This window comes from Xanthomonas sp. D-99 (assembly GCF_017746145.1).
Classification (GTDB): Bacteria; Pseudomonadota; Gammaproteobacteria; order Xanthomonadales; family Xanthomonadaceae; genus Xanthomonas; species Xanthomonas cissicola.
Genome location: NZ_JAGHWU010000020.1, coordinates 32,554 through 49,771 on the forward strand (window position 1 = coordinate 32,554; position 17,218 = coordinate 49,771).

General features: G+C 63.8%; 13 protein-coding genes and 1 tRNA gene. 1 reads left to right on the forward strand and 13 read right to left on the reverse strand.

From position 1 onward, the window contains the following. Positions 1–190: 190 nt before the first annotated feature. Both J7360_RS09420 and J7360_RS09425 read right to left on the reverse strand, forming a co-directional pair. Positions 191–1,183, reverse strand: a complete 993-nt coding sequence (locus J7360_RS09420) for a DedA family protein/thiosulfate sulfurtransferase GlpE (RefSeq protein WP_057659778.1) — start codon at positions 1,181–1,183, stop codon at positions 191–193. Between the two features lie 44 nt (positions 1,184–1,227). Next, the gene (locus J7360_RS09425; protein ID WP_007966756.1) at positions 1,228–2,172 is read right to left on the reverse strand and encodes a LysR substrate-binding domain-containing protein; all 945 of its coding nucleotides are present in this window, start codon (positions 2,170–2,172) and stop codon (positions 1,228–1,230) included. 134 nt (positions 2,173–2,306) lie between these two features. Between J7360_RS09425 and J7360_RS09430 the strand changes: the two genes are divergently transcribed. Beyond that, positions 2,307–3,008, forward strand: a complete 702-nt coding sequence (locus J7360_RS09430) for a pirin family protein (protein ID WP_007966758.1) — start codon at positions 2,307–2,309, stop codon at positions 3,006–3,008. 411 nt (positions 3,009–3,419) lie between these two features. Here J7360_RS09430 and J7360_RS09435 read toward each other — a convergent pair whose 3' ends face one another. The 11 genes from J7360_RS09435 to hfq form a co-directional block, all read right to left on the reverse strand. Further along, positions 3,420–5,378 carry a PAS domain-containing methyl-accepting chemotaxis protein gene (locus tag J7360_RS09435; RefSeq protein WP_057659816.1) on the reverse strand — a complete coding sequence of 653 codons (1,959 nt, stop codon included), beginning with the start codon at positions 5,376–5,378 and terminating at the stop codon, positions 3,420–3,422. A 1,145-nt stretch (positions 5,379–6,523) separates the two neighbouring features. Next, a tRNA-Ser gene (locus tag J7360_RS09440) sits at positions 6,524–6,616 on the reverse strand. An 83-nt stretch (positions 6,617–6,699) separates the two neighbouring features. Next, on the reverse strand, positions 6,700–6,912 hold the full coding sequence (gene csrA, locus J7360_RS09445; protein ID WP_003481884.1) for a carbon storage regulator CsrA: 213 nt from the start codon (positions 6,910–6,912) through the stop codon (positions 6,700–6,702). A gap of 139 nt (positions 6,913–7,051) precedes the next feature. Beyond that, on the reverse strand, positions 7,052–9,700 hold the full coding sequence (gene alaS / locus J7360_RS09450; RefSeq protein ID WP_057659775.1) for an alanine--tRNA ligase: 2,649 nt from the start codon (positions 9,698–9,700) through the stop codon (positions 7,052–7,054). 101 nt (positions 9,701–9,801) lie between these two features. After that, complete coding sequence (gene recX / locus J7360_RS09455) at positions 9,802–10,290, reverse strand: recombination regulator RecX (protein WP_057659773.1); 489 nt, start codon at positions 10,288–10,290, stop codon at positions 9,802–9,804. A 297-nt stretch (positions 10,291–10,587) separates the two neighbouring features. Further along, the gene (gene recA / locus J7360_RS09460) at positions 10,588–11,622 is read right to left on the reverse strand and encodes a recombinase RecA (RefSeq protein WP_209033738.1); all 1,035 of its coding nucleotides are present in this window, start codon (positions 11,620–11,622) and stop codon (positions 10,588–10,590) included. A 172-nt stretch (positions 11,623–11,794) separates the two neighbouring features. Beyond that, positions 11,795–12,436 carry a transcriptional repressor LexA gene (gene lexA / locus J7360_RS09465; protein WP_007966767.1) on the reverse strand — a complete coding sequence of 214 codons (642 nt, stop codon included), beginning with the start codon at positions 12,434–12,436 and terminating at the stop codon, positions 11,795–11,797. Positions 12,437–12,523: 87 nt separating this feature from the next. Continuing rightward, on the reverse strand, positions 12,524–14,200 hold the full coding sequence (gene ubiB, locus J7360_RS09470; protein ID WP_057659771.1) for a 2-polyprenylphenol 6-hydroxylase: 1,677 nt from the start codon (positions 14,198–14,200) through the stop codon (positions 12,524–12,526). Between the two features lie 432 nt (positions 14,201–14,632). Then, positions 14,633–15,127: a CinA family protein gene (locus J7360_RS09475; protein ID WP_003481865.1), complete on the reverse strand. Its 495-nt coding sequence runs from the start codon at positions 15,125–15,127 to the stop codon at positions 14,633–14,635. Positions 15,128–15,554: 427 nt separating this feature from the next. Further along, positions 15,555–16,874, reverse strand: coding sequence for a ribosome rescue GTPase HflX (gene hflX / locus J7360_RS09480; protein ID WP_007972061.1), 1,320 nt, complete (start codon positions 16,872–16,874; stop codon positions 15,555–15,557). 11 nt (positions 16,875–16,885) lie between these two features. Continuing rightward, positions 16,886–17,164 carry an RNA chaperone Hfq gene (gene hfq, locus J7360_RS09485; RefSeq protein ID WP_005915027.1) on the reverse strand — a complete coding sequence of 93 codons (279 nt, stop codon included), beginning with the start codon at positions 17,162–17,164 and terminating at the stop codon, positions 16,886–16,888. Between the last annotated feature and the right edge of the window lie 54 nt (positions 17,165–17,218).

The following is a 17,218-nucleotide window of genomic DNA, read 5'->3' on the forward strand; positions in this document are numbered from 1 at the left end:
TCGAATCTCTCCGGGCGCACCAATCTTGAAGAAAACGACCAGCTTGCTGGTCTTTTTTTTGCCCGTCGTTTCTGCCGAAGCAGACGATGGTGGGCAGTGCGTTGCAGTGTAGTGCGCCGTTCCGTCGGGCGATGCCGATCTTCCAGCAAAACGCGCGCCGCCGTCACCGCACGCACCGCATCCGGTGCGATCAGGCCGTGGCAGCAGCAGCGTTCGCGTCGGCAACCACCGTGACCGGCACCAGCGATGTCACCGGATGCCCGGCATCGCGCCATGCATCCAGACCACCCAGCAGCGGCCGCACATCGCGGTACCCGCGCTCGCGCATCCGCGCGGCCAGCCATGCGGCAGACACCTCGTCCGGACACGCACAGTAGATCACCACGCTGCGATCGCGCGGCACGCTGGCAAGGATCTGCGCCAGCTGACGCTCGTCGGCGAACACGGCACCAGGAATGGTGTATGGCTGCAACTGGCGATAGCCCGGGGCGCGGATATCCAGCACGGTCGGCCGCAGGCTTTCTTCGCCGGCCAGCAACGGCACCAACTCGTCTACCGCGATGCGCGCATGCTCCAGCGATCGCAACAGGCTCTGCCGCCGCCACCAGCGCCAACCGACATAGCCGGCCAGCAACGCGGCCAGGACCACGATCGCGCCTGCGCCGAGTTCGGACAGCAAAGCAAGCACATCCTGCACCTGAGGCGCGAACACAGCACCCACACTCAGTCCGGCCAATGCCCACAACGATGCACCGACGGCGTCGTATCGCAGGAACGCCGCAGGACGCACCCGCATCGCCCCGGCCATCGGCACCGAGACCATCGACAGGCCCGGCACGAACTTGGCGACCGCCAGCACGCGCACGCTCCAGCGCGAAAAAAAGCGCTCGGTCTGCTTCATGCAGCTGTCGCGCGACAACGACAGCCGACACAGCGACTGCAAGGTGCGGTTGCCGAAGCGGCGACCGGCCAGATACCAGACCAGGTCGCCCAGGAGGCTTGCCGCGACAGACACCGCCAATGCTGCAAGCCCGGCCAGCCAGGCATCGCTGCCACCTTGCAACGCATAGCTGGCGCCGACCAGCACCAGGGTCGGCAACGCCGGCACCGGCAGCCCGAGCGACAACGCCAGCACGTTGGCGAACACCAGCGCCAATCCGTACTGTTCGATCAAGCCTTGCATGCGACGACCCTGCGCGATGGCGGGCGACCATTATCCGTCTTCCCTCACAGCGGCGACTGCCCGGCAGCGACGGAACGATACGTTGCGGCCAAGGCGTCCAACCAGCGCTCGAACAGGCCCTCGCTGCGCAATGCGCGTCGCCACCAGCTCAACGCCTGTCCCTCTTCGCCCGGCCGCCAGGCCAGATAAAAGGTTTCGTCGGGCTTGTGGGTTTCCACCTGCACCTCGCGTAGCCGGCCCTCCTGCAGCGCCCCGCGCGCATACGGTTCGGGCAGAAAGCCGTAGCCGACGCCGGCCAATTGCAGCAGCAGCTTGGTGCGCATGTCGGGCACGGTGAGCACATCGCGTCCGGAGAGCAGCCCGACCGTGCGCGGCAGCAGGCGCCGCGCCGAGTCCGCCACTGCGATCGCACGGTGTTCGGCCAACTCGGCCGCGCCCAGCAGGCCGGCATTCGCCAGCGGAGAGGTGGATGCCACGGCAAACACGAACCGCAACGTGCCGATCGGCTCGGCTACATAGCCGCCACCGCTGGGCCCCTCGCCCGCCGCCACGATCAGGTCCACGCGCCTGTCCAGCAGCGCCTCCCAACTGCCCGACAACGACTCGCTCAGCACGCGCAGCCGCGTACTGTCGGCCACGGTGTAGAAGTCCAGGATCTGCGACTGCAGCAAGGCCGCAGGCAGCACCGCATCCAGTCCGATCGCAAACTCCGACTCCCAGCCGGAAGCCACGCGCCGCACCCGCACCTCCAGCTCTTGCGCGGCGCGCAGCAAGTGGCGCCCCTCGCGCAACAGCTCGCGGCCAGCCTGGGTAGGCGTGGCCTTCGGTCCCACCCGCTCGAAGAGCTGCACGCCCAGATCCTCTTCCAGTTTGGACACCGTATAGGAAATCGTCGAAGGCACCTTGAACAGCACCTTGGCCGCGGCGGCGAACGAGCCACGCCGGTCGATGGCATCCAGGATCTGCAACGCTTCCAGGCTGATCTTCATTGTTCGAATTTTTCGATGGTAGCGGCCAAATCTACTCGCTTTTTGTGGCGAAGATAGAGGCGGAGACTACGCATCAAGCCGCTGGACACCGATTCCTCCCAGCGCCAATTCCGAACCTTTCAAGGAGAAGCAGCATGTTGAATGTCCGCAAGAGCGAAACCCGTGGCCGCGCCGAACATGGCTGGCTGTCCTCACGCCACACCTTCTCCTTTGCCAGCTATCACGACCCGCGCCATATGGGCGTTGGCCCGCTGCGGGTGATCAACGAGGACAAGGTGCAGCCGGGCGAAGGCTTCGGCACCCACGCACACCGCGACATGGAGATCATTTCCTACGTCCTGGGCGGCGCGCTGGAGCACAAGGACAGCATGGGCACCGGCTCGGTCCTGCATTACGGCGACGTGCAGCGCATGAGCGCCGGCAGCGGCGTGACTCACAGCGAGTTCAATCACTCGGCCAGCGAGCCCGTGCACTTCCTGCAGATCTGGGTAATGCCCGAGCGTGCCGGCATCGAGCCGAGCTACGAAGAAAAGCACTTCGATGCCGACAGCAAGCGCAATCAACTGCGCCTGATCGCCTCGCCAGGCGGTGACAACGGCTCCCTGCGCCTGCACCAGGACGCACGCCTGTATGCCTCGATCCTGGATGGCCAGGCGCGTCTGCAGCAGCCGCTGGCCGAAGGCCGCATCGGCTACGTGCAGGTGGCGCGCGGCAGCCTGAGCGTCAATGGGCAGGCGCTGTCGGCTGGCGACGCGGTGCAGATCGTCGGCGAGCCGGAAATCGTACTGGCCGATGCACGCGATGCCGAAGTACTGGTATTCGACCTGCCCAAGTAAGCATCCAGGGCGGGCCGGATGGCGTACCTGCCAGGATTGGCATGCGATGTGCTGGTCAGTGCCGAAACAAACAAGGCCCGCGTACGCGGGCTTTGTCTTGTGCGCAGTCTCGTGGAGCGGCCAGCCGTGAGGTGGCAGCTCATGGCAGGAGACTTACATCCTGCTGCTTGGCAGCCAATAGCCGCCAGACGCAAAATGCGACTGGCGCTGCGGGTCGCGCGCTCTGCGATGTGTGAGTTGCCAATTGCAGCTCACCATCATTGCGACGGTCTGTATGTCATCGCAGCGGCGCTGATGGCAGCGAATGCCTCAGCACCGCAGGTTCGGCCACTTGCGCCCAGATCCACTACAAGGAAGTGCAAGATCTAAGGGAACATCACGACGTCGCGTGCGGGACGCAGTGAACCATCATCACGCCACCTTCGATGTCGCACGCCGCGCAGCCTGCGCATCGACCTGCACTGGCGCACGATCCGCCCCGCCATCCGCATCGCCATTGACCAAGGCGAACAGCGCATCCGCATCGTCTTCCAGCACGCGCGCCGAACGCGCCAAGTCGCCCACCATCTGCGCCTGGTCGCGCGCCTGCACGCCGATCGACTGCAACGCGGTATTGGCGCTGGAAATGTCCAGCGCCTGATCATGGCTGGCGGCGGCGATCTGCTCCACGGTCGCAGTGACGCGCAGGACCGAAGTCACCATGTCCTGCATCACCACACCGGCCTGCTCGGCCAGGCGCGAGCCATCGCCGACCTGATCGGTCGCGTGGTCGATCAAGGACCGGATCTCCCTGGCCGACACGCTGCAGCGCTGCGCAAGGCTACGCACTTCGGTCGCCACCACCGCAAAACCGCGTCCCTGCTCGCCCGCACGCGCCGCCTCGACCGCAGCGTTCAGGGCCAGGATGTTGGTCTGAAACGCGATGCCGTCGATCACCTCGATGATCTGACCGATGCGGTCGGTCGCCGAGCGAATGTCGGCGGTGGTCTTGACCACATCGGCAATGACGTCGGCACCGCGCCGCGCCACCGTGGCCGAGTCTTCGGCCATGCGCCGCGCCGAACCGGCATTCTCGGAATTGGCCCGCACCGTTGCGGCCAGCTGATCGATCGTGCTCGAGGTCTGCGCCACCGCGGCAGACTGCGTGGACACGCGACTGACCAATTCCTGGTTGCTTACAGAAATATGATGCGCCTCACGCTGCACGTTCTGCGCGATGCTCATCGTCTGTCGCATCAAATCGCGCATCCGCTCGGCCGAACGCACCTGCTCGGTGACATCGGTTGCGTACTTGACCACCTTGTAGGGCCGCCCGGAGACATCCAGGATCGGATTGTAGGAAGCCTGGATCCACACCGCACTGCCATCCTTGCGCAGTCGGCGATAACGTCCCGCGTCGAACTGGCCGCTCGCCAGCTTCGCCCAGAACTGCCGGTACTCCTCGGACGCGCGGTAGGCCGCATCTACGAACACGCTGTGGTGCTGGCCTATCGCCTCGGCAGCCGGATACCCCATGATGGTCAGGAAGTTCTCGTTGGCACCGAGCACGTTCCCTTTCAGGTCGAACTCGATCACCCCCATGACCTTGTCGATCGCCTGGATGCGCCCATCCGCATCGGCCGAATCGATCACCTGACGGGTCACGTCGGTGGCGTACTTGACCACCTTGTACGGGCGCCCGTGCTCGTCGAGCACCGGGTTGTAGGACGCCTGGATCCATACTTCCCTGCCGCCCTTGCCGATGCACCGATAGCGGCCTGCATCGAAGGCACCGCGCCCGAGCGAATCCCAGAACGCGCGATACGCAGCCGACTGGCGCGTGCTGGCATCGACGAACATGCCGTGGTGCTTGCCGACGATCTCCTCGAGCCGGTAGCCCATCACTTGCAGGAAATTCTGGTTGGCCGCGAGCACCGTGCCGTCCAGCGAGAACTCGATGACGGCCATCACCTTGTCGATGGCGTCGATGCGCCCCTCGAAATCGGCTGTCTGGCGTACCTGCGCAGTGATGTCGGTGGCGTACTTCACCACGCGATACGCCTTGCCGGATCGATCCAGCAACGGGTTGTAGGAGGCATTGATCCACACCTCGTGCCCGCGTTTATCCAGCCGGCAGAAGCGCCCGGCATTGAAATCGCCGCGCCGCAGCCCCTCCCAGAAGTGCCGATAGCCTTCGCTGTCGCGATCTGCGGCCGTCACGAACATGCGGTGGTGCTGGCCGACCACCTCGTCCAGTCGATACCCCATCAGGGCCAGGAAGTTCGGGTTCGCATCCAGAATGCGGCCGTCCAGGTCGAACTCGATAACCGCCATCACCCGGTCCACCGCTGCGACCTTGTGGCGCAGCCCGCGACCCCAGAAGGAGAACACGCGTCCAAGCAGGTTCGATAGGCGCATCACGTCGACATCCGAGATAGGGTTCACGTCCTTAGCGACCCATGCGCCGGTTACTTGACCCTCACCGCGTCCCGCATCCACAAGGCGGTTCAGATGTGTAAGGCAGCGACGACGTGCGCTGGCGCGAAGCGGTCATGGCACTCACCCCAAGTCCGCTTCATGGCATCCGGGCAGGCGACCGAATGGGGTGTAAGACCTCGATCGCTGCACTGCCATCCTCGACCGCGGAACATCGATAGGCCTTTCACGCTGGATCTTCGACCCTGGTTCTGGTTCTGGTTCTGGTTTTGCTCTTGATCCTTACTCCTTAGTGATCCACAGGAGTGGATTGGCAGCGGTCTAGTTGCAGCAGCGATAGATCCAAACGCTGCAATCTCGCGCGCAGACGCAGCGCCGCCGTATGCCATCCGCCTGCATGCGCAAGACGGCAAAACCCGGAGTGTTCAAGACGCCATCGATACGAGGCTTTATCGCTTACGTCGATGCGCCTCGCTCCATGCGTCATACGGCACGCTGGCGCACACCACAATGGAGTGCTGCCTCGCCCTGTGTCTCGCACAATCCCTGCAAGCGCATGCCCACAACCATGCAGATGGAATGACACGGTGCAGCGCTGCGCCGAAATCTGGCGGACTGGCAGCAAGCAAACAGGGCGCGACCTCTTTATAACGCGACAACGCAGCTCGCGATCGCGCTGCAGGCGCCTAACGCGTCGCTATCGACCATTGAGCGATGCGAGCAAGGCAAGGGCCTTCGCTAGCCAGCGCATCTGATGCTTGAGATGTGAGCTGATGAGAGACGCAAAGGTTAGTTGCAAGCCTCCGGCCAGCAGTCGAGCTCAGAGCCGACCTTCTTGAAGCACTGTGGTCACTGACGACGGGCGCACAGCGCGCCCCTTTCGCCGTACGCACTGCAGGCCTGAGTGTTGCTGGCCGAGTGCGCTCACGGACGCGTCTGCAGAATTGAACTAGCGTCAGCGAGCACCCACCGATCCCAGAATCCGACGACGCTAGCGTCGCAGCGCCCAGACGACGCTCTCAACCAACACGCCTTGTCGATGAACGCATCGCACAAATAAAAACGCCCGCAAATCAGTGATTTGCGGGCGTTTAGAACACTGGCGGAGCGAGAGGGATTCGAACCCTCGATAGAGCTTTTGACCCTATACTCCCTTAGCAGGGGAGCCCCTTCAGCCACTCGGGCATCGCTCCAGTTTTTGCTGCCTGCCGCGATGTCCGTGGCAGGCCGCGAAGAATACCGGGTAAGAGGGGCTAACGTAAACCCTTGACAATGATCAATTCGAAGAATCGTCGCCGTGATGTGCGCCAGAGGCGACCGGCTCATCCCCACGCTGGATGCGCTGATAGATTTCTTCGCGATGCACAGCCACATCCTTGGGTGCGGTGATACCGATGCGCACCTGATTGCCCTTGACGCCGAGAACGGTCACGGTGACCGAATCGCCGATCATCAAGGTTTCGCCTACCCGGCGAGTGAGGATCAACATTTTGCAAATCTCCTGGAACCGGTGGATTTCCCACCGGCATCGACGGCCTCCTGAGTGAGACGCGCCCTACGTAAAGGGAATAGACCGGAAATGGTAGCGGGACATCCTGCTAGCCAGCAAGGCATAGCAGGACAAGTGTTCAGCCCAAGTGTTGCTTGACCCAGAGGGGAACACCGTCGAGTGCGGTCGCAAGGGCGGGCCCGTCCTCGCCACCACCCTGGGCGAGATCCGGACGGCCACCGCCCTTGCCGCCGATCTGACTGGCGATGTGGCCGAGGAGTTCCCCTGCCTTCACCTTGCCAGTTGGGCTGCCGTTCACACCAGCGACAAGTGCCACCTTGCCGCCCGAAGCACCAGCCAGCACGATCACCGAATCGCCGAGCTGTTGCTTCAGGCGATCCATCGCATCGCGCAGCGCCTTGGCATCGAATCCCTCCAGACGCACCGCGACAACCTTGACTCCGGCAACATCAATTGCACGAGCGCCCAGATCGGCGGTCGCACCCGACGCCAGCTTGGCCTTGAGCGATTCCAGCTCGCGCTCCAGCCGCTTCTGACGCTCGGTCAGCGCGCGCACCTTATCCACCACTTCGGTGGTGTTGCCGCCGAGCAGATTGGCGGCTTCGAGCAAGCGACGTTCCTCGTCAGCCACGTAGTCCAGCGCGCCCTGCCCGGTCACTGCTTCGATACGGCGCACACCCGACGACACGCCACCTTCGGAGGTGATCTTGAACAAACCGATGTCGCCGGTGCGGGTGACATGCGTGCCACCACACAATTCGGTGGAATAGCCGCCCATCTTGAGCACGCGGACGTTTTCTCCGTACTTCTCGCCGAACAGGGCCATCGCGCCGAAATCCAGCGCCTCCTGCATGGCCATGTTGTGCACTTCCACGCCATGGTTGGTGCGGACTTCAGCGTTGACCTTGCGCTCGATCACAGCGAGCTCGTCAGCAGTGATCGGTTGGAAGTGCGAGAAGTCAAAGCGCAGCCGATCAGGCGCGACCAGCGAGCCCTTCTGCTGCACATGCGTTCCCAGTACTTCGCGCAGGGCTGCGTGCAGCAGGTGGGTGGCCGAGTGATTGAGGATGGTTTTGCCGCGACGTTGCGTATCGATCCCGCCGGCAAGCACATCACCAAGCGCAAGCGTGCCTTCGCTGATGCGACCCACGTGCCCATGGAACTGGCCGGCGAACTTCTGCGTATCGGCAACTTCGATCGAGACACCCGGGCCGCTCAGCTGGCCGCTGTCGCCGACCTGGCCACCCGACTCGGCGTAGAACGGCGTGCGATCGGTGAACACGATCACCTCATCACCCGCTTCCGCACGTTCGACCGGGCGGCCCTGCCTGAGAATGGCCACGACCTTGAGGGCGTCGGTATCGTACGCTTCGTAACCCAGAAACACGGTCGGCGACATGCTGGCGACCAGGTCCGCCGGCAGTGCGACGCCGCCGCCGAACTTGCCAGCCGCACGCGCGGTCTCGCGCTGACGCTCCATCGCGAACTCGAAGCCCTCCATGTCCACGCGCATGCCGCGCTCGCGCGCGATATCGGAAGTCAGGTCGACCGGAAAGCCGTAAGTGTCGTACAGCCGGAACGCGTCGGCGCCCGGGATGATGTCCTGCGAGCGCGATGCGACCTCATCGAAGATCTTCATGCCGGCGTCCAGCGTCTCGGCAAAGCGCTCTTCTTCGGCCAACAGCGCGCGCGCCACCGTGTCTTTCGCCACCACCAGCTCGGGATAGGCCTCGCCCATCAGCTCGACCAGCGTGGGCACCATCTTGCTGAAGAACGGCTGGCGCACGCCCAACATCCAGCCATGGCGCAGCGCACGCCGGATGATCCGGCGCAGCACATAGCCGCGCCCTTCATTGGAGGGCAGCACGCCATCGACGATGAGGAAGGAGCAGGCGCGGATGTGATCGGCGATCACTCGCAGCGACTTGTTCTCCAGATCGGTGATGCCGGTCAGCGCACTGGCCTTGCCGATCAACGCCTGGAACAGGTCGATTTCATAGTTGGTATGGACGTGCTGCAGGATCGCAGCCAGACGCTCCAGACCCATGCCCGTGTCCACGCACGGCGCCGGCAGCGGCACCAGAGTGCCGTCGGGCTGACGATCGAACTGCATGAAGACCAGGTTCCAGATCTCGATGAAGCGGTCGCCATCTTCATCCGGCGACCCCGGCGGGCCACCGGCGATGTGATCGCCGTGATCGAAGAAGATTTCGGTACACGGGCCGCAGGGGCCGGTATCGGCCATCTGCCAGAAATTGTCCGAGGCGTAAGGCGCACCCTTGTTGTCGCCGATGCGCACGATGCGGCTTTCCGGGATGCCGATCATGTCGCGCCACAACGCAAAGGCTTCTTCGTCGGTGTGGTAGACGGTGACCAGCAGGCGGTCGGCCGGCAGCTTCCAGACCTGGGTCAACAGTTCCCATGCCCAGGCAATGGCGTCCTTCTTGAAGTAGTCGCCAAACGACCAGTTGCCGAGCATTTCGAAGAAGGTATGGTGGCGCGCGGTGTAGCCCACCGAGTCCAGATCGTTGTGCTTGCCACCGGCACGCAGGCAGCGCTGCACGTCCGCGGCACGCACGTAGCAACGCTTCTCCGCGCCGAGAAAGACGTCCTTGAACTGGACCATGCCGGAATTGGTAAAGAGCAAGGTGGGGTCGTTGCCCGGCACCAGCGGCGCGGATGGCACGATGGTGTGGCCCTTCCCCTCGAAGAACGCGAGGAAGTCACTACGGATCTGGGAAGTGCTGAATTTGGCAGGTGCGTTCATGTGCTGGCATTGGGCGGGCGGCAGTCCCGGTCACCCAATGAAATGTGGGCGCAGATGAGCGGAACAACCTGAAACCACGAAGGGTAGCAGGCCTGACGCCCTCAGTCCTCAAGGTCGAAGCGCGTGGCGGCGCGAACGCTGTTGCCGTCGAAACCCCGCCGGGCCAGCAAATCGGCGGCCTTGCGCCGCTGCGGAAGGTCGGTTGGGCCTTGTTCGCCAAACCGACGGCGGATCAGGTCGCGCGCGTTTTCGGTCCAATCCCCTTCAAAGGTCGCCAAGGCGGCACTGATGGCCTCGCTATCCAGGCCATGGGTTCCGAGCTCGGCACGAATATGCAGCGGGCCATAACCCGAACCAGCGCGATTGCGCACGACTGCAGCAGCGAAGCGGGTGTCGTCCTGCCATCCCTCGTCCGTGAGCCGATCGACAGCCGCTTGCGCCTCATCTGGCTCGATCCCGCGGGCCAGCAGCTTGCGGTTCAATTCCTTGCGCGAATGTTCGCGCCGCACCAATAAGCCGAGTGCGCGCTGGACCGGCGTCTGTTCCTTGAACCGGCGCCCCCCCTTTGGTGCGGGCTCTTGCTCGTCCATCGTTGAGGTGTCCCGAATCGCCAAAATCAGTTACGACATCAATGCGCCGTCCATGGCGCCTGCCCTCCTGGCCTTCGATAGATCTACCGCGAGAAGCGACAGCACTGACTCCGCCGTCCTCGCGATAGAAAAACTTCAAACACGCTCGAACCTGTTGCCCCAGCGCCGGGCGGACGTGGGTGGCAATGGAGCGGCCACGTATCGTGCGAGGTTCCGCCCGCCGCTCACCGACAGCATCACTGTCACCAACTCACGGCAAACCAACTCCGGTGAGTGGTGATGTTGTGCAGCTGCAACTTATTCCCTGTCTTCGTCGTCGCCGGCCTCACGCGGTGCTTCGGCAGGTTGGAACTTCTCACGCAGCTCCGCTTCCAGCCGGGTCGCAACCTGCGGGTTGTCGCGCAGGTAGGTTCGCGCGTTGTCCTTGCCCTGCCCGATGCGCTCATCGCCGTAGCTGTACCAAGCGCCGGCCTTGTCGACCAGCTTGGCTTCCACGCCCATGTCGATCAATTCGCCCTCGCGACTGATGCCTTCGCCATACAGGATTTCGGTCACGACCTGCTTGAACGGAGGCGCCAGCTTGTTCTTGACCACTTTGATCTTGGTCTGGTTACCGATGATCTCGTCGCCCTTCTTGATCGCACCGATACGGCGGATATCCAGACGCACCGAGGCGTAGAACTTCAGCGCGTTGCCGCCGGTGGTCACTTCCGGGCTCTGGCCCGGCATCATGACGCCGATCTTCATGCGCAGCTGATTGATGAAGACCACTAGCGTGTTGGAGCGCTTGATATTGCCGGTGAGCTTGCGCAGCGCCTGGCTCATCAGGCGAGCCTGCAAACCTGGCAGCTGGTCGCCCATCTCGCCTTCGATTTCTGCCTTAGGCGTCAGTGCAGCGACCGAGTCGACCACCACGATATCAACCGAACCCGAACGCACCAGCATGTCGGCAATTTCCAGTGCCTGCTCACCGGTATCCGGCTGCGACAGCAGCAGGTCGTCGACATTGACGCCCAGCTTGGCCGCATAAATCGGGTCCAGTGCGTGCTCGGCATCGATGAAGGCAGCGGTGCCGCCGTTCTTCTGGCATTCGGCGATGGCTTGCAGGGTCAAGGTGGTCTTGCCGGAGGATTCCGGGCCGTAGATTTCGACCACGCGGCCCTTCGGCAGGCCGCCGATCCCCAGGGCGATATCCAGCATCAGCGAGCCGGTCGGGATGACTTCGACCGCCTCAATGACGCGGTCGCCCATGCGCATGACCGAGCCCTTGCCGAATTGCTTTTCGATCTGGCTCAGTGCGGCGGAAAGGGCGCGCTTCTTGTTCTCGTCCATCTGGGTGATCCTCGTCAGTGATTTCGGTATGGGGCTAATGTAGCGGCGGTGTATCGCACAGCCTGAGACTGCAGGCGACACACTCAGATTAAGAAGGCGGCAAGTCCCGTGGCAGCGGGAAATCCTGCAGTGCGGGCTCGGAAAAACGCCAGCACCGCCATCGGCACAGACCTCAGCGGTTAGGCCTCAACAGCCCGCAATACAGGCCTTCAATCGCGAAATCCTGATCCGGTAGCACCTCAATGGGCGCGTAGTCTGGATTGCGCGGCAACAGCCGGATGCGGTCCTTGCCGATCTTCAGCAGCTTTACCGTGATTTCCTCATCGATCCGCGCCACCACGATCTGCCCCGAGCGCGCGTCGCGGGTACGGTGCACGCCGATCAGATCGCCGTTGAAGATGCCTTCGTCGCGCATCGAATCGCCTTGCACCTTGAGCAGATAATCCGGCGACGGCGAGAAAAACACACGATCCAGTACGACAAAGTCGTCCGAGCCGATATCGGCGCCAATTGGCAGACCCGCGGCCACGCGGCCCAGCACCGGCAGACGCAGCACATCGTCGCGGGCCGCCTCGCTCACAGGAGCCGTGCGTGTCTGCGCCCCCTGCCCGGCCAGCCGTATCCCGCGCGCCTGGCCTGGGACGCGTCGGATCGCACCCGCATGCTCCAGCGCTTCCAGGTGATATTGCGCCGCGCGCACGCCCTTGAAGCCGAACGCGCGCGCGATTTCGGTCTGCGAAGGCGGAACACCATCGGCGTCGATGCGCTCGGTGATCAGGGCCAGGATTGCTTGCTGGGTATCGGTCAGGTCCATGGTTAGTAGTATTACTACTAACGAACGCCTGCGCAAGTATTTCGCCGCGTCTTGCCCGCACGCCATCACGACGACGCGCGTCGCGCGCTAGCGCCGGCTTCGCCAGATCGAAAACAAGATCCAGATGCCGCACAGCGCCGCGCCGAGGAAGCCGCCCACGCCTAGCGCGAGCAGCCAGCGGCTGGCGCTACCGCCGACGCTGTTCATGACGATCGAGGAGCCGATCACCAAGGCGGCTGTCACGATACCCATCGTGAGGCGATTGGCGGCGCGGTCGACCTGCTCGCCGAACTCGCGCAATGCGCGTGTTTCGATCTGCAGCTGCAGCTTGCCGCGGCGTGCGGCTTGCAACAGGCGCTTGAGGTCGCGCGGCAGATCGCCGATCAGGTCGATCGCGCCAGTCACGGTCCGCCGGCCACGCCGCACGATGGCGCGCGGCGCATAGCGCTGCAGCACCACGCGCTCCAGGTACGGACGCGCCTCGGTGGCCATGTCGAAATCCGGATCGAGCTGGCGCCCCATGCCTTCCAGGGTGAGAAAGGCCTTGATCATCAGTGCCAGGTCCGATGGCAGCGTCAGCCCGTGATCGCGCAGGATGGAGGTGACGTCGCCAAGCATTGCGCCAATACGCAATTCTTTCAGCGGCACGCCGCGATACTCGTCGACGAACGCGCCGATGTCTTGCTGCAAACGCGCCTCATCGATCTCCAGGCTGGTGCCCGCCCATTCCAGCAATACATCGATCACCGCTTCGGCGTCGTAGCTGACCATGCCGTGCAGCAGCTGTGCGACCTGAAACCGACGCTGCTCGGAGACGCGCCCGACCATGCCGAAATCGATGACCGCGATGCGCCCGTCGCGCAGGTAAAAAATGTTCCCCGGATGCGGGTCGGCGTGGAAGCAGCCGTCCTGCAGCACCATCTTGAGCACGATGCCGGCACCGGCACGTGCGAGCGCCCTGCGATCCAGGCCGGCCGCATCGACGGCGAGCAGATCGCGCCCCGGAATCCCATCGATGAATTCCTGCACGTTGAGCGACTCGCAGGTCCACTCCCAGTACACCGCCGGCACCACCACCTGCGCATCGTGCGCGAAGTTGGCGGCGATGCGTTCGGCGTTGCGCCCCTCGGCAGCGAAGTCCAGCTCGCGTCGCAGCGAGACGGTAAATTGCTGTACCACCTCGGAAGGACGGTAGCGCTTGAGATCCGGTGCGCGGGTTTCGACGATTTCAGCAAGCCGGGCGAGCAGGCGCAGATCCGCATCGATGGTGTCACCGATATCGGGACGACGGATCTTCAACACCACCGGGATGCCATCGACCAACCACGCGCGATGCGTCTGTGCCAGCGATGCGGCTGCCAGCGGTTGTTCGTCCAGGCGCGCGAAGACGCTTTCCGGCTCCATACCCAGCGCAGCGACCAGCTGCGGGCGGATCTGATCGAATGGCAGCGCCGGCACCGCGTTCTGCAGCTCGCTCAATTCTTCGATCCACTCCGGCGGCAGCAGATCCACGCGCGTGGCCAGCACCTGGCCCAGTTTGACGAAGGTTGGCCCGAGCTCTTCCAGTGCACGCCGCACGCGCATCGCTGCGGACATGCGCAACCGGCCCTCGGCATTCTGCCAATGCAACAGCCTGCCGGCGCGCTCAAGCACATCGGCCAGGCCGATACGACGCACCACATCGCCGAAGCCATAGCGGATCAGGACCGAGGCGATTTCCTGCAGACGCCCAAGATCACGTACCGTGCCTAGCGCTTCCCACATCAGCACACCGCCTGCGAGCGCGTTGTGCTCAGGCGCTGCGTGACACTGCAGTACATAGCAGCCTGCAACGCGGCGACCGATGGGACAGGAGCAAGAAACGAATGCATTGGCGCGCTGGGCGGTGAGGAGACCTCGTTTGTAGCCGATCTGCCCTCTGCTGTCGCGCCCTCGCCCCGCCCAAGCTCAGCGCAGGTTGCAAAGCATTGCGCAGCGCATGCACCCCGGTTGCGCCATTGCCACCTCGCAGCCTCGTTGCATGTGCCAAATAACGCGTCCGCTCAGCGCGCGGCGGCGTGTCGACAACCAGCCACCGCCAGTTCCTTGGCACGGTGCATAGCTACAGCGTTTGGGTTTCCATGCTGGGCGAGATTGCGCTGACAACAGGGCGCCGCGGATCTGCTACCGAACCCCATCCAGTGGACCCAACGAGCGCTAAAGCAGCGCGCTCAACCCGCGCAGTGCTGCAGCGACGGTCTGACGACGCACCGCATCGCGGTCGCCATTGAACTGGAACAGTTGCGCCGTGGCGTAACCACCGCGACGTTTCCAGCCGATCCAGACCGTGCCGACCGGCTTGTCCTCACTGCCTCCGCCGGGTCCGGCAATGCCGGTCACTGCCACCGCGATGCTTGCGCCGGAATTCACCAGGGCGCCAGAGACCATTTCGATCACCGTTTCGCGGCTGACCGCCCCATGCACTTCCAGGGTCTGTGGGCGGACGCCGAGCAGCGCCTGCTTGGCCTCATAGCTGTAGGCGGCCATCCCGCAATCGAACCAGTGCGAGGAGCCGGCGACATCGGTCACCGCCTTGGCAATCCAGCCACCGGTGCAACTCTCGGCAGTGACCAGGCGCTCGCGCGCGGCAAGCAATTGCTGCCCGAGAGCCTCGGCCAGCTGCTGCAGTTCGGAATCGGCGGAAAAAGACATGGGCACGGCAAGGAGGGGGCAGCGGACGTTTTAGCCCAATTCGTCGCGACTGTCTGCCACTGGCGCCGATTCCGGCTGGGCGCCAGGTGACCAAGGTTCAGTGGCGATGAGCGGCCGATATGCGGCACGGCGGGTCTGGCCGGGCTTGCATGTGCGCCGCGGCCGGCCGCATGCGGTCACCGTGCAGCGCGGCCTCCAAGGCGCCTAAGCACCGCAGCGAGGGCACTACATCACTGAGGACAGGTGTGATGCGCTGCATGCGTGCACGACTGCACTCTTCCGCAATATCCACCACTCATACGGGTTTTCTGTAAGTTCGGCTGGCCAGGACGCGGCCTGGGGACTGTCGCATAGCGATGCGGTACACCCTGCCCCATTCGCCTTGAAGCAACAGCACGGTCTCGTCATACCGACCGTGCTGCTTCCTTCACGCTTCCCAGTCTTCGCGACGATCCGGCAGCATTGCGCGCAGTGGCGCACCGTCCTGCCCGGCAGCCAACCGCTCGGCCTCGACCATCGGCAGATCGACCTCGAGCAACCAACCCTCTTCGTCGGATTGCTCATTGCGGACCACTTCCAGCTGATGCAGCCTGGAACGCAGGCGGCCGGCAGACGGTGGTAGCCGTAGCTGGCCGGTCAGGTGGCGCAGATCCAGCCGCTGGCCGAGCGCATGCTGCAACTCTTCCAGCCCGCGCCCGTCGCGCGCCGACACCCACACACGTTCGCGGCGGGCCGGGTCAGGAATGCCGTCCTGCGCGTCGTGGCGCACTTCGGCGCCTTCGATCTTGTCGATCTTGTTGAATACCAGCAACTGCGGCAGATCGCCGGCACCGACGGCCTGCAACACTTCGTCGACCTGCAGGATGCGTTCTTCGCGCAACGGGTCTGCCGCATCGACGACGTGCAGCAACAGATCGGCATCGCGCGCCTCCGACAGCGTCGAGCGGAACGCGGCGACCAGCTCGTGCGGAAGATCGCGCACGAAGCCGACCGTGTCGGCAAGAATCGCGCTGCCGCCCGGCAACGCAATGCGTCGCACGGTGGGATCGAGCGTGGCGAACAGTTGATCTGCTACGTAGGCCTCTGCACCGGTCAACACGTTGAACAGCGTCGACTTGCCGGCATTGGTGTAACCGACCAGTGCAATCCGTGGCAATTCGCTGCGCATCCGCGCACGACGCATCTGGGTGCGCTGCACCTCGACCTTTTCCAGCCGCTGCTGCAATTGTTCGACGCGCTTTTGCAGCAGGCGGCGGTCGGTTTCCAGCTGGGTTTCGCCAGGGCCGCGCAGGCCGATGGAGCCACCGCGCTGACGCTCCAAATGCGTCCAGCCACGTACCAGCCGAGTGGCCATGTGACGCAACTGCGCCAGTTCCACCTGCAACTTGCCTTCGTGGCTGCGCGCACGTTGCGCGAAGATGTCCAGGATCAACCCGGTGCGGTCGATCACGCGCCGCTCCAGATACCGCTCCAGGTTGCGCTCCTGGCCGGGCGACAGGGTGTGATTGACCAACACCAGATCCGCACCGGTCGCCTCGGCAGCGGCCTTGACCTCTTCCAGCTTGCCGCTACCGATCAAGGTCGACGGGCTGGGCTTATCGATGCGTGCGGTGAGTGTGGCGGCCACCGTGGCGCCCGCCGACTTTGCAAGGTCGGCGAACTCCTCCATCACATCGTCTTCGGCAGGCCCGCCGGAGTGGGTCTGTATCAACAACGCGTGTTCACCCTTGCGGGACCGATCAAACACGCACTGCTCCGTTACTGCTCGACGTCGTCATCTTCCGCCTGATTGCCTTCATTGGATTGCACATACCCACCACCAGGCCCCACGCGCACATTGCGCGCCGGCACCACCGTGGAAATGGCGTGCTTGTACACCATCTGACTCACGGTATTGCGCAGCAGGACCACGAATTGGTCGAACGACTCGATCGTGCCCTGCAGCTTGATGCCATTGACCAGATACACCGACACGGGCACCCGCTCGCGCCGCAGCGCATTGAGGAATGGGTCCTGTAAAGATTGCCCCTTAGCCATCGAAAAATCCTCTTCATTATTGTTCTTATTGTTCCGGTCGACACCTGCTATCCC

Excerpts from the sequence above, each read along its gene's own strand:
- J7360_RS09420 (WP_057659778.1), bottom strand. The coding sequence starts at position 1,183 with ATGCAAGGCTTGATCGAACAGTACGGATTGGCGCTGGTGTTCGCCAAC.
- J7360_RS09425 (WP_007966756.1), bottom strand. The coding sequence starts at position 2,172 with ATGAAGATCAGCCTGGAAGCGTTGCAGATCCTGGATGCCATCGACCGG.
- J7360_RS09430 (WP_007966758.1), top strand. The coding sequence starts at position 2,307 with ATGTTGAATGTCCGCAAGAGCGAAACCCGTGGCCGCGCCGAACATGGC.
- csrA (WP_003481884.1), bottom strand. The coding sequence starts at position 6,912 with ATGTTGATCCTCACTCGCCGGGTAGGCGAAACCTTGATGATCGGCGAT.
- alaS (WP_057659775.1), bottom strand. The coding sequence starts at position 9,700 with ATGAACGCACCTGCCAAATTCAGCACTTCCCAGATCCGTAGTGACTTC.
- recX (WP_057659773.1), bottom strand. The coding sequence starts at position 10,290 with ATGGACGAGCAAGAGCCCGCACCAAAGGGGGGGCGCCGGTTCAAGGAA.
- recA (WP_209033738.1), bottom strand. The coding sequence starts at position 11,622 with ATGGACGAGAACAAGAAGCGCGCCCTTTCCGCCGCACTGAGCCAGATC.
- lexA (WP_007966767.1), bottom strand. The coding sequence starts at position 12,436 with ATGGACCTGACCGATACCCAGCAAGCAATCCTGGCCCTGATCACCGAG.
- ubiB (WP_057659771.1), bottom strand. The coding sequence starts at position 14,200 with ATGTGGGAAGCGCTAGGCACGGTACGTGATCTTGGGCGTCTGCAGGAA.
- J7360_RS09475 (WP_003481865.1), bottom strand. The coding sequence starts at position 15,127 with ATGTCTTTTTCCGCCGATTCCGAACTGCAGCAGCTGGCCGAGGCTCTC.
- hfq (WP_005915027.1), bottom strand. The coding sequence starts at position 17,164 with ATGGCTAAGGGGCAATCTTTACAGGACCCATTCCTCAATGCGCTGCGG.